Below are 12264 nucleotides of genomic sequence, written 5' to 3' on the forward strand. Positions count from 1 at the left end.
GATGGACTCATTCCCGATCGCCGCGGCCGATGGAGCCAGTGCATCCAGAATCGCGCGGAGTTTGCCGGCCGCCGCGCTTTCAAACGATGCCAATCGTCCCAACGCCGCCCAGCCGGGACAAGCGGTTGTTGGGTCCTTCGGCAATGGACAACGGGAAACATGAAACAGATTCGGTACGCCTGGCGACGCCGATCATGTAGAGCGGCCCCGCTGGATCCCCGAAAGGACACCGACGATCCGGAGCATCCGAGCGGGACGGCTGCGGCGGAAGGCTGCATGACCGGCCGGGCGGGAGCGCCGGTCGGCCAGAGTTGTCGTACCCTCGGACCGGTCGGTCTAGCTGCGCCCTCCGCCTTCGCCGCCCTCGTCGGCCCGGGCGGAGCTGGCGTCAGGCGCCCGGTGGCGGCAGCACGGACGTCTGCGTCACGTCCTGGTCCCGGAGCTTGCGGTAGACCACTTCGGACGTGAAGCCGCCGATGAACCCGATCGCCAGCACGAAGAAGATCAGGCGCCGTGCGCCGTCACCGACGAAGAGATCCGGGTTGGTCGCGAGCTGTGCCGCGACGAACAGCAGGAAGGCGATGGTCCCGGCGGCGGAGCCGAGCGCCGCCGCCCGGAGCCATTCCGCGCCGCCGTCGTGGGCGTTGCGGATCACCGCGCCCCAGATCGACGACAACAGGGCGGCCGTGACCAGCGCGGTCAGGTTCACCCACAGGCCGGCCGGGAGCGCGAAGGCGACCGGGATGGTGGCCAGCGCCATCGCCAGCAGCAACAGGGCGAACCCGAGCCCGGCCAGGGTGCGGCGCCGGGCGGAGAGCGCGGTACGCCGGGTTTCCGCCTCCGCCGCCGTCCGTCGATCGTGCTGGGCGAGCAAGGATCCGACGATCTCGGCGGCGCTCGTGGACCGCCACGGCTGGGCGAGAGTGGCGATGTCGTCCTCGGTGTGCTGCGCCTGCTCGCTGGCGAGCCGTTGCCAGACGCGCTGCGCCGCACCCCCGAAGGCCGCCACCGGCGCGACCGCGACCCGGCGGGACAGTGCGATCAAGCCGGCGACGAAGGTGGAGCGGCCCCCGCCGATCAGCAGCACGCCGTCGACGGCGAGCAGCCGACGGAAGTAGGACACCTCCCAGTCACCGGAGGGCTCCGGTCTGACGAGGAAGGCGTCCGGGTGCAGGCTCATCTGCTCGAACACGGTGTCCGCGCCGTAGCGGGCCCTGACCTCGATTGAGCCGGGGCGCGCCTGGCCCGATTCGACGAAGCCGCGTACCACCGCGGACTCGATATATTGCGGGCGGCTGGAGAAGACGACAATTCTGCAACCCCTGGTCGCAAGCTCGTGGCCTATCGCGGTCGCCGCCGCCTGGGCCGTGGCGGTGTCCACGCAGGGCGGGTCGTAGCTCCGGGTCGAATCCATGCTGCCGACAACCGCAATTACGGGTGACATGGGGCTCCCGAAAAGAGGGCGAGCGGATGCGCACCAATATACGCGGATCGCGACACCCCCAGCGGTCTCTCGTGCTCCGCCGGCCCGTGGCAGGTCCGGGTCGGCCGGAACCCGGCATGAACGATCTTCGGCGAGTACCGGACTGATGTCCGTGTTGGGCAGACAGCCGATCAAGGTTGTTCCAACAGGCTCGCGGAAATGACCGGGTGGAACGTCGGGCGGTCAGCCGAAGGCGCGGGCCTGCCAGCCGGACACCTGGTCCGCCGGTAGCGCCTCGGGCAGGATCGCGATCCGGTCGACCTCGCCGGTGAGCCGTTGGCCGCCGTCCTGGTCTGCGCCGAACCGCAGCTCCCGGCTGGCACAGCCGACGATGCCGCCGCCGGGCACCTTGGCCGTACCGGCCTGCCGGCCGTCGAGATAGACGACGATGTTGCCGTCGTCGTCCATCGTGACGACCAGGTCGACGTACCGGCCGGTGGGCACGGTGGCGTTGCTGGTGACACCGGCGCCGGAGCCGATGAACCGGAGCTGGTTGCTCGGGGTCAGGTCGATCAGGACCCCGTCGGTGCCGGGGTCGCCGCCGGGCTGGAAGTCGAAGAGTCGCCGGTAGCTGCCGCTGCTGGTCACCTTGACCTCGGCCGCGAAGGTCGCCTCCTCCAGGTAGCCGAGGGTGGTCGGCGCGGTACGCAGGAACCGGTTGCCGTCGAGCAGCAGTGCGCTGCCGGTCGGCCCGGCGGCGACGTACGCCCCGCCGGTCTGCACCGTCGCGGTCCGCCCGTTGGGCGAGTGGTCCGTCACCGTGTCGCCGGAGACCGGGTCCCAGGCCACCAGCGGGACGTCCGGGGCGGGCCGGGCGCAGGGCGGCGGGACCGGCAGCGTGATCGAGGCGCTCGCCGTGGCCCGCCACCTGTCGTGGGTCAGCCGCGCCTCGATCCGGTTCGGGCCGGCTGCCGCCGCCCGGCCCGGCGTGACGGTGAACCGGTAGGTCTGCGAGTCACCCGGCCACAACCGGGGCACCTCGACCCGACCCGGCCGGACCTGCCAGCCCGCCGGCAGGGCCAGCTTCAGCGTCGACGGCGGCACCTTCTGGTCGCCGAGCGCGGAGACGGTCACCGAGACCGTCCCCGACTCGTCGGTCTGCAGCGTCGCCGGAGCGTCGACGGCGAAGCCGACCTGGGCGGTGGCCACGTACCGGTGGCCGGCCCGGGCGGTGAAGGTCAGCCTGTCGCCCTTCGCCTGCCCCTTCACCTTCTTACCGGTCCGCGCGTCGACCAGCTCGTACGGGCCGGCGAAGAGCGGGCTGCGCACCGTCACCTCGCCGGCCCGGTCGGCGGTCACCGCGATCTCGGTGGCGGCCCCGGCCGACCACTTCGTGTCGACGGTCAGCCCACCCCGGGCCCGCAGTCCACGCACCGCGCCGTCGCGCCAGGCGCTGGGCAGCGCCGGCAGTACGTGCACCTCACCGCTCTGGCTCTGCAACAGCATCTCGGCGATCCCGGCGGTCGCACCGAAGTTGCCGTCGATCTGGAACGGCGGGTGGGTGTCCCAGAGGTTCGCCAGGGTGCTCTGCCGCAACTGCTCGACCAGCATCTTGTGCGCGTGGTCCCCGTCCAGCAGCCGGGACCAGAAGTTGATTTTCCACGCCTTGCTCCAGCCCGTACCGCCGTCACCGCGCGCCGTCAGCGAGACCTTGGCGGCGGCCGCCAGCTCCGGGTCGTCCAGCGCGGTGATCTGCGCGCCCGGGTGCAGGGCGAACAGGTGCGAGACGTGCCGGTGCTGGTCGTCGGGGTTGTCCAGGTCCTCCTTCCACTCCTGGAGCTGCCCCCAGGAGCCGACCCGCAGCCCCGGGTCGAGCCTGGCCAACGCGTCGCGCAGCTCCCGCCGGAACGCGGTGTCGCCGCCGACGATCCCGGCCGCCTCGATGGTGTTGGTGAAGAGTTCCCAGACGATCTGCTGCGACATCGAGGCGCCGGCGGTGAAGTCGCCGTTCTCCGGTGAGTAGCTCGGCGAGACCACCAGCTTGCCGTCGCGCGGGTCGGTGACCAGCTCGTCGAGCCAGAAGAGCGCCAGCTCCTTCATCAGCGGGTACGCCCGCTGGCGGAGGAACTCGGCGTCCCCGGTGAACCGGTAGTGCTCGTAGTAGTGCTGGGCCAGCCAGGCGCCGGCCTCGGGGAACCAGAACGACTGCGGATAGCTGTGCAGGCCGGTGAAGCCGTAGACGTTGGTCTCGTTGTTCACCACCCAGCCCCGGTTGCCGTAGATCTGCCGCGCGGTGACCCGGCCCGGCGGCACCATCGCGTCGACGTAGTCGAAGAACGGGGCGGTGGTCTCCGACAGGTTCGTCGTCTCGGCCGGCCAGTAGTTCATCTGGAGGTTGATGTTGACGTGGTAGTCGGCGTCCCAGGGCGGGTTGGTGACGTTGTTCCAGACACCCTGGAGGTTCGCCGGCAGCGAGCCCGGCCGGGAGGAGGCGATCAGCAGGTAGCGGCCGTAGGCGAAGAAGAGCGCCTCCAGCGCGCGGTCCGCCGCCGACGCCCCGCCCCGGTACTGCCGCAGCAGCTCGTCGGTGGGGATCCCCGGCATCTGCTGGCCGATGTCGAGGCGTACCCGGTCGAAGAGCGCCCGGTGGTCGGCGGTGTGCGCGGCGAGCAGGTCGGGGTAGGACTTCGCCGCCGCCGCCTCGACGGTGGCGGTGACCCGGGCGTGCGGGTCGGCTCCCCGGTACGTCGGGTAGCTGCCCGCGTAGTCGGTGCCGGCGCCCAGCACCAGCGTGGCGGAGTCCGCCCCGGCCACCGTGACCGTGCCGTCGGCACCGTCGCTGACCGTGCCGCCGTCGGCGCTGACCTGGATCTGCGACTCGTACTTCAGCTTGTTGTCGTCGAGGGTGCCGGCGAAGGTGATCCGGCCGCCGCTGGCGGTGAGGTTCTTCGAGCGGTTGTCCGGCGCGGTCACCCCGGCGGTGAAGCCGATCCTGCCCGGCCGGTCGGCGCCGAGCCGCACCACCAGTACCCCGTCGGGCCGGCTGGCGAAGTACTCCCGGGTGTAGCGCACGCCGTCGTGCGCGTAGGAGACCTTGGCGACCGCCCGGCCGATGTCCAGTTCGCGGCGGTAGTCGGTGACCGTCCCCGGGTCCTCGGTGAGCCGCAGCGTCAGCTCTCCGAAGGTGTTGTACGCCCCGAAGCCGCTCTTCGGCTGGCCGAGCCGGTTCGCCACCTCCTGCGGGCTGAGCCGGCCCCGCTCGTTGATCAGGCGCTGCACCTCCTCGATCGCGCCGGGGCGGGGCGAGGTCCAGTTGCCGAAGTTGTAACCGCCGGCCGAGCCGGGGCCGCCGGTCCAGAGCGTCTTCTCGTTGAACTGCACGGTCTCGGCGGCGACCCGGCCGAAGACCATGCCGCCGAGCGCGCCGTTGCCGATCGGCAGCGCCTGGGTCTCCCAGTCGGCGGCCGGTTCGTCGTACCAGAGGGTGAGCGGGTCCTCGGCGGAGGGTGCGCTGCCCGACGTGCGGTCGGGGGCGGCGGAGGCGGGGGCGGCGGTGGACCAGGCGGGCAGGATCGCGGTCAGCGCGGCCACCAGTGCGGCGGCCGTCCACCGGCGCGGCGCGGGCCGCCGGTTAGGGTCATCCATTCCTGTCTCCGGGTCGTCCAGATGGGCCGGGGGAGAACTCTGCCGGGGCTGGCGTCCGGCCACGACCACGCGTCCGGCACGCATCCGATGTTTGGCGATGAGGTTACAAAGGACACCCCTGATAGACAAGAGAGAATCTTGGATCGCGCTGGCTGCTCGTCGGCGTCCTGGCCGGTAGGATCGACGTTCCGAGCGAGTCTCGACGGCCCGATCGGGGCCGGCCGCGCGCCCGCGATTACCGTCCTGCTCTTGTGTCCTGACAAGCCCACCTGATAGACATCGGATGTATTGCTGACCGGGTATCACGGGAAGTCTGGGGGCGACGGGTGAGGCTGTTGCGGGTGGGCGCGCCGGGGCGGGAGTCCCCGGCGCTGCTGGACGAGGCCGGGCGGTTGCGCGACCTCGGTGGGGTGCTCGACGACCTGGACGGAGCGTTCCTGGCCGACGGTGGCATCGAGCGGCTGGCCGGGATCGACGTCGAAGGGCTGCCGGTCCTCCCCGCCGAGGGCCTCCGGGTCGGGCCACCGCTGCGACCGGGAAAAATCATCTGCATCGGCCTGAACTACCGCGACCACGCCGCCGAGACCGGCGCCCCGCTCCCCACCGAACCGGTGGTCTTCATGAAGGCCCCGGACACCGTGGTCGGCCCGGACGACGAGGTGCTGGTGCCACGCGGCAGCACCAAGACCGACTGGGAGGTGGAGCTGGCCGTGGTGATCGGCCGGACCGCCCGATACCTCGCCAGCCCGGAGGAGGCGCTGCGCTGCGTCGCCGGCTACGCCGTCTCGCACGACGTCTCGGAGCGGGAATTCCAGCTCGAACGCGGCGGCCAGTGGGACAAGGGCAAGAACTGCGAGACCTTCAACCCGCTCGGCCCGTGGCTGGTCACCGCCGACGAGGTGCCGGACCCGCAGCGGCTGGGCCTGCGGCTCTGGGTCAACGGCGTACTCAAGCAGGACGGCAACACCTCGAACATGGTCTTCCCGGTGGCCGAGATCGTGCACTACCTGAGCCAGTTCCTGGTGCTCCACCCGGGCGACGTCATCAACACCGGCACCCCGGCCGGGGTGGCGCTCGGCCAGCCCGAGCCGAAGCCGTACCTGGTCGCCGGCGACGTCATCGAACTCGAGATCGACGGGCTGGGGCGGCAACGCCAGACGATGGGGCAGGCATGATCTTCACCGGACTCGACATCGCCGACATCCGGTTCCCGACCTCCCGGGAACTCGACGGCTCGGACGCGATGAATCCCGACCCGGACTACTCGGCCGCCTACGTGGTGATCCGTACCGACGCCGGGGACGGGCACGAGGGGCACGGCTTCGCCTTCACCATCGGGCGGGGCAACGACGTACAGGCGGCGGCGATCGCGTCGCTGCGGCCGTACCTGGTCGGGCGCCCGGTCGAGGCGGTCCTGGCCGACCTCGGCGGCCTCTGGCGGGAACTGGTGCACGACTCCCAACTGCGCTGGCTCGGCCCGGAGAAGGGCGTCATGCACATGGCGATCGCCGCCGTGGTCAACGCGCTCTGGGACCTGCGGGCCAAGCGGGCCGGGCTGCCGCTGTGGCGACTGCTCGCCGGGATGAGCCCGGAGGAGCTGGTCGACCTGGTCGACTTCCGCTATCTCAGCGACGCGCTGACCCCCGACGAGGCGCTGGCGATCCTCCGGGACGCCCGCCCCGGCCGGGCCGAGCGCGAGGAACACCTGCTGCGCGAGGGCTTCCCCGCCTACACCACCTCGCCCGGCTGGCTCGGCTACGACGACGAGAAGCTGCGCCGGCTCTGCAAGGAGGCGCTCGCCGACGGCTTCACCCAGATCAAGCTGAAGGTCGGCGCCGACCTCCACGACGACATCCGGCGGATGGGCATCGCCCGGCAGACCTGCGGACCGGACATCCGGATCGCCGTCGACGCCAACCAGCGCTGGGACGTGCCGCAGGCGATCTCCTGGGTACGCGAGCTGGCTCCCTTCGACCCGTACTGGATCGAGGAGCCGACCAGCCCGGACGACGTCGTCGGGCACGCCACCATCGCCCGGGAACTTGCCCCGGTCCGGATCGCCACCGGCGAGCACGTGGCAAACCGGGTCGTCTTCAAGCAACTGCTCCAGCTCGACGCGATCTCCTACCTGCAGATCGACGCGAGCCGGGTCGCCGGGGTCAACGAGAACATCGCGATCCTGCTGCTGGCGGCGAAGTTCGGCGTACCGGTCTGCCCGCACGCGGGCGGGGTCGGGCTCTGCGAACTCGTCCAGCACCTGTCGATGTTCGACTACGTCGCGGTCGCCGGCTCGATGCGGGACCGGGTCATCGAGTACGTCGACCACCTGCACGAGCACTTCGTCGACCCGGTGGTGATCCGCCGGGGCCGGTACCTGGCACCGACCGCGCCCGGCTTCAGCGCCACGATGCGCCCGGAGACGCTGACCGAGTACGCCTATCCGGACGGCCCGGTCTGGGCGGCGCCGGCGGCGGCCGATGCGGCGACCGGAGTGGCGCCTTCGCCGGCCGAGGTGGCGGCGCCGTGACCGTCGAGAACCTCCCCGGTGACGGGGCAGGCGCCGGCCGGGGTGAGTTCACCGGCCTGGCGGCGGTGGTGACCGGTGGCGCCTCGGGGATCGGCCTCGCCACCGCCACCCTGCTGGCCGCCCGGGGCGCCCGGGTCTGCTGCCTGGACCTGAACCCGGGCGCCGTCCCCGAGCCCCTGCTCGGCATCAACGCCGACGTCTCCGACGACGCCTCGGTACGCGTCGGAGTGGCTGCCGCGGCCCGGGCGCTCGGCGGCATCGACGTACTCGTCAACAACGCCGGGATCGGCGCGCAGGGCACCGTCGAGTCCAATCCGGACGACGAGTGGCACCGGGTACTCGACGTGAACGTGGTCGGGATGGTCCGGGTGAGCCGGGCGGCGCTGCCGTACCTGCGCCGCTCCGCGCACGCCGCGATCGTCAACACCTGCTCGATCGCGGCCTGGGCCGGGCTGCCCAACCGGGCGCTCTACAGCGCCAGCAAGGGCGCGGTGCAGTCGTTGACCCTGGCGATGGCGGCCGACCACGTCCGGGAGGGGATCCGGGTCAACTGCGTCAACCCGGGCACCGTGGACACTCCCTGGGTACGCCGGCTGCTGGACTCCGCCGCCGACCCGGCGGCGGAACTCGCCGCGCTCCAGGACCGTCAGCCCACCGGCCGGCTGGTCGGCGCGGACGAGGTGGCGGCGGCGATCGCCTACCTCGCCAGTCCGCTGTCGGGGGCGATCACCGGCACGGTGCTCGGGGTCGACGGCGGCATGTACGGGCTGCGGCTGCGGCCGACCCCGCCGGGCTGAGCGACCCCGCCCGAGGTCCTCCGATGTGGAGCGGCGGTCTCCGGGCCGGCGCCGACCCGGGGTTCCAGGCTGCCCGTCGCCCGATCATCCGATGTAACGATTCCGTGTGTCCGGTGACGGGGCGACAGATTGCGGGTTCTGGGTCTTGCGGGGCCACGAACGGGCTGATAGACATCCGATGTATTACCGCGTGTTTCCGATCGCCTCCAAGAACCGCCCACCGTATCCGCACCGGATGGAGGACCACAGTGAGACATTCCGCGAAGTCCCTGGCGGGGATCGCGTTGGCCGCGACTCTCGCCGTCGGCACCGTCGCCTGCGGCGAGTCGTCGAGCGGAACTGGTGGCCAGACCGGCGGCAGCCCGCAGATCGGCATCGACCTGCCCCGCGCCGACACCGACTTCTGGAACTCGTACGCCAAGTACGTCCCCCAGTTCGCCGACGAGTACGACATCAACCTGATGTCGCCGACCAACTCCCAGAACGACGTCGCCAAGCTGGTGGCGAACGTGCAGGCGATGGTGAGCCAGGGCGCCAAGGCGATCGTGATGGCGCCGCAGGACACCGGCGCGATCGCCTCCACCCTGACCACTCTGGAGTCGAAGAAGATCCCGGTGGTCTCCGTCGACACCCGCCCCGACAAGGGCAAGGTCTTCATGGTGGTCCGGGCCGACAACCGGGCGTACGGCCAGAAGGCGTGCGAGTTCCTCGGCGAGAAGCTCGGCGGCAGTGGCAAGGTGATCGAGTTCCAGGGCTCGCTCTCCTCCATCAACGGCCGGGACCGCTCCGAGGCGTTCGCCGAGTGCATGAAGAGCAAGTTCCCCGGGATCACCATCTTCGCGGAGCCGACCGAGTGGGAGGGGCCGAAGGCCGCCGCCGCGCTACAGACCCGGCTCGCCCAGCACCCCGACATCAAGGGCATCTACATGCAGGCCGGCGGCGCCTTCCTGGCGCCGACGCTCCAGGTGCTCAAGGCCAAGAACCTGCTGGTGCCGCCGACCGACCCGAAGCACATCTTCATCGTCTCCAACGACGGCATCCCGCAGGAGTTCGAGTCGATCCGCAAGGGCGAGATCGACGCCACCGTCTCACAGCCCGCCGACCTCTACGCCAAGTGGGCGCTCTACTACGCGAAGGCGGCGGCCGAGGGCAAGACCTTCCAGCCTGGCCCGACCGACCACAACAGCACCATCATCGAGGTCGGCAACGGACTGGAGGACCAGCTCGCCGCACCACTGGTCACCAAGGAGAACGTCGACGATCCGGCGCTCTGGGGAAACCAGATCGGCAAGTGATGACCGGTCAGACGCAGACCGCAGGCACCGTGGCCGGGGCCGTCGCCCCGGCCGCGGAGGCCCGCGACATCTCCAAGCGGTACGGCGCGACCGTCGCGCTGCACTCCGCCGGCATCACCATCGCACCGGGCGAGACACACGCCCTGGTCGGCCGCAACGGCGCCGGCAAGTCCACCCTGGTGGCGATCCTCACCGGACTGCAGCGGCCGGACGGCGGCCAGGTGCGTTTCGACGGGACGCCCGCACCGGCACTCGCCGACCGCGACGCCTGGCGGCAACGGGTCGCCTGCGTCTACCAGAAGTCGACCATCATCCCCACCCTGACCGTCGCGGAGAACCTCTTCCTCAACCGCCAGGCCGGTCGCGGGCTGATCGACTGGCGCGGCCTGCGACGCCGCGCCGCCGACCTGCTCGACGGGTACGGCGTCGCCGTCGACCCGGCCGCGCCGGCCGGCAGCCTCAGCGTCGAGCAGCGCCAGCTCGTCGAGATCGCCCGCGCGCTCTCCTTCGGTGCGAAGTTCATCATCCTCGACGAGCCGACCGCGCAACTCGACGCTGCCGCGATCGAACGGCTCTTCGACCGGATGCGCGAGTTGCAGGCCGCCGGGGTGACCTTCCTGTTCATCTCGCACCACCTCCAGGAGGTCTACGAGGTCTGCCAGACCGTCACGGTGCTGCGCGACGCCCGGCACATCCTGACCCAGCCGGTCGACACGCTCTCCCGGGAGGCACTGGTCGCCGCGATGACCGGTGACGCGGGGGAGACCCTGGCCGGGCTCGACCGGCCGGCCGTACCGGGCAGCGCACCGGTCGTCCTCGACGTCGCCGGCCTCGGCCTGGCCGGCTGCTACGCCGACGTCGACCTGCGGGTACGCGCCGGTGAGCTGGTCGGGCTGATCGGGTCGGGCAGCAGCGGCAAGGTGGCACTGGCCGAGACGATCGCCGGACTGCGCCGCGCCGACACCGGCACGGTCAGCCTGGCCGGCAACACCCCGAAGCCGGGCAGCGTGCCCGCCGCGCTCGCCGCCGGCCTCGGCTACCTGCCACAGGACCGGCACCGGGAGGGGTTGGTGCCGCTGCTGTCGGTGGCGGAGAACGCCACCCTGCCGATCACCGACCGGCTCGGGCCGGCCGGGATCATCGCGCCGGCCCGGCAGCGGGCCGTGGCCCAGCGCATGATCGAGGCGTACGACATCAAGACCGACGGTCCGCACCAGCCGGTCAACGGCCTCTCCGGCGGCAACGCCCAGAAGGTGGTACTCGCCCGCGCCCTCGCCAACGACCCGAAGGCGCTGGTGATGGTGAACCCGACCGCCGGGGTGGACGTCCGCTCCAAGGACTCACTGCTACGGGCGGTGGCCGAGGCGGCGGCCCGGGGCACCGGGGTACTGATCGTCTCCGACGAACTCGACGACCTGCGCTCGTGCGACCGGGTGCTGGTGATGTTCCACGGACGGGTGGTCCGGGAGGTCCCCCGGGGCTGGGCCGACGCCGAGCTGGTGACCGCAGTAGAGGGAGTGGATGAGCCGTGACCGGCACCCAGACAATCGCCAAGCCGCCGGCCCCGACCGGCGGCCGGCCCGGCCTCGGCGGCCGGCTGCCGCTGGCCCGGCTGCGGGACCTCGCGCTGGTACCCGCGATCCTGCTGCTCGTGGTGGTCGGCGCGGTCATCGACCCGGTCTTCCTCTCCGCCGCCAACATCACCAACGTGCTGCAACAGCAGACCGAGCTGGCCCTGCTGGTACTCGCCGAGGCGATCATCCTGATCGCCGGCAAGTTCGACCTGTCGCTGGAGTCGACGATCGGGCTCGCCCCGGCGCTGGCGCTGGCCCTGGTCATCCCGGCGGCCAGCAACGGGTTCGGCACCGAGCTGCCGGCCAGCCTGGCCATCCCGATCTGCCTGCTCGCCGGGATGGCGATCGGGGCGTTCAACGGGCTGCTGATCCTGCGCTTCAAACTCTCCGCCTTCATCGTCACCCTCGGCATGCTGATCGTGCTGCGCGGCCTCCAGATCGGCATCACCGGCGGGCAGAACCTCTTCGACATCCCGCCGTCGGTGCTCTACCTCGGCAACGCGGTCTGGCTGGGCGTACCGGCGTCGATCTGGATCAGCGGGACGCTCTTCGTCGTCGGCATCGCCGCGCTCGGGTTCTTCCGGCACGGGCGAGCCGTCTACGCGATCGGCGGCAACACCGACGCGGCCCGGGCGGCCGGGATCCGTACCGACCGGGTGGTCTGGATCATCCTGATGGTCGGTGGCCTGCTGGCGGCGCTGGCCGGACTGCTGATGACCGGCCGGCTCGGCTCGGTCGCGGCGGCACAGGGCGACGGCATGATCTTCACCGTCTTCGCCGCCGCCGTGATCGGCGGGATCAGCCTCGACGGCGGCAAGGGGACGCTCTTCGGCGCGCTCTGCGGCGTCATCGTCCTCGGACTGATCAACAACATTCTCACCCTCGCCGGGGTCTCCGCGCAGTGGATCCAGGCCATCTACGGCGCCATCATCCTGATCGCCCTCATCCTGGCCCGGCTCACCTCCGGCAAAGCCCAGGACTGAAAGGAAGGGCCCCCTCTTAT

The 12264-nt window shown here is 71.3% G+C and carries 8 protein-coding genes; 6 read left to right on the forward strand and 2 right to left on the reverse strand.

Translation table 11 applies throughout. The features are described 5' to 3' along the window. Positions 1-388 precede the first annotated feature (388 nt). A complete protein-coding gene (locus V1634_RS06320; protein WP_331206797.1) occupies positions 389-1414 on the reverse strand; it encodes a hypothetical protein in 1026 nt (341 codons plus the stop codon). A 252-nt stretch (positions 1415-1666) separates the two neighbouring features. Next, positions 1667-5068, reverse strand: a complete 3402-nt coding sequence (locus V1634_RS06325; protein WP_331206798.1) for a glycosyl hydrolase family 95 catalytic domain-containing protein — start codon at positions 5066-5068, stop codon at positions 1667-1669. A gap of 341 nt (positions 5069-5409) precedes the next feature. Between V1634_RS06325 and V1634_RS06330 the strand changes: the two genes are divergently transcribed. From V1634_RS06330 to V1634_RS06355, 6 genes are all read left to right on the forward strand, one after another. Further along, positions 5410-6243: a fumarylacetoacetate hydrolase family protein gene (locus V1634_RS06330; RefSeq protein ID WP_331206799.1), complete on the forward strand. Its 834-nt coding sequence runs from the start codon at positions 5410-5412 to the stop codon at positions 6241-6243. Beyond that, the gene (locus tag V1634_RS06335) at positions 6240-7595 is read left to right on the forward strand and encodes an L-fuconate dehydratase (RefSeq protein ID WP_331206800.1); all 1356 of its coding nucleotides are present in this window, start codon (positions 6240-6242) and stop codon (positions 7593-7595) included. The genes V1634_RS06330 and V1634_RS06335 overlap by 4 nt, the downstream gene beginning before the upstream one ends. Next, positions 7592-8392: an SDR family NAD(P)-dependent oxidoreductase gene (locus tag V1634_RS06340; RefSeq protein ID WP_331206801.1), complete on the forward strand. Its 801-nt coding sequence runs from the start codon at positions 7592-7594 to the stop codon at positions 8390-8392. The genes V1634_RS06335 and V1634_RS06340 overlap by 4 nt, the downstream gene beginning before the upstream one ends. Positions 8393-8640: 248 nt before the next feature. Continuing rightward, entirely contained in the window at positions 8641-9687 is a 1047-nt protein-coding gene (locus V1634_RS06345; RefSeq protein WP_331206802.1) for a sugar ABC transporter substrate-binding protein, read from the forward strand. Further along, positions 9687-11219 carry a sugar ABC transporter ATP-binding protein gene (locus V1634_RS06350; RefSeq protein ID WP_331206803.1) on the forward strand — a complete coding sequence of 511 codons (1533 nt, stop codon included), beginning with the start codon at positions 9687-9689 and terminating at the stop codon, positions 11217-11219. The genes V1634_RS06345 and V1634_RS06350 overlap by 1 nt, the downstream gene beginning before the upstream one ends. Then, positions 11216-12244: an ABC transporter permease gene (locus V1634_RS06355; protein WP_331206804.1), complete on the forward strand. Its 1029-nt coding sequence runs from the start codon at positions 11216-11218 to the stop codon at positions 12242-12244. The genes V1634_RS06350 and V1634_RS06355 overlap by 4 nt, the downstream gene beginning before the upstream one ends. Positions 12245-12264: the final 20 nt, after the last annotated feature.

The organism is Plantactinospora veratri, from assembly GCF_036421995.1.
In the GTDB taxonomy this organism is placed as follows: domain Bacteria; phylum Actinomycetota; class Actinomycetes; order Mycobacteriales; family Micromonosporaceae; genus Plantactinospora; species Plantactinospora veratri.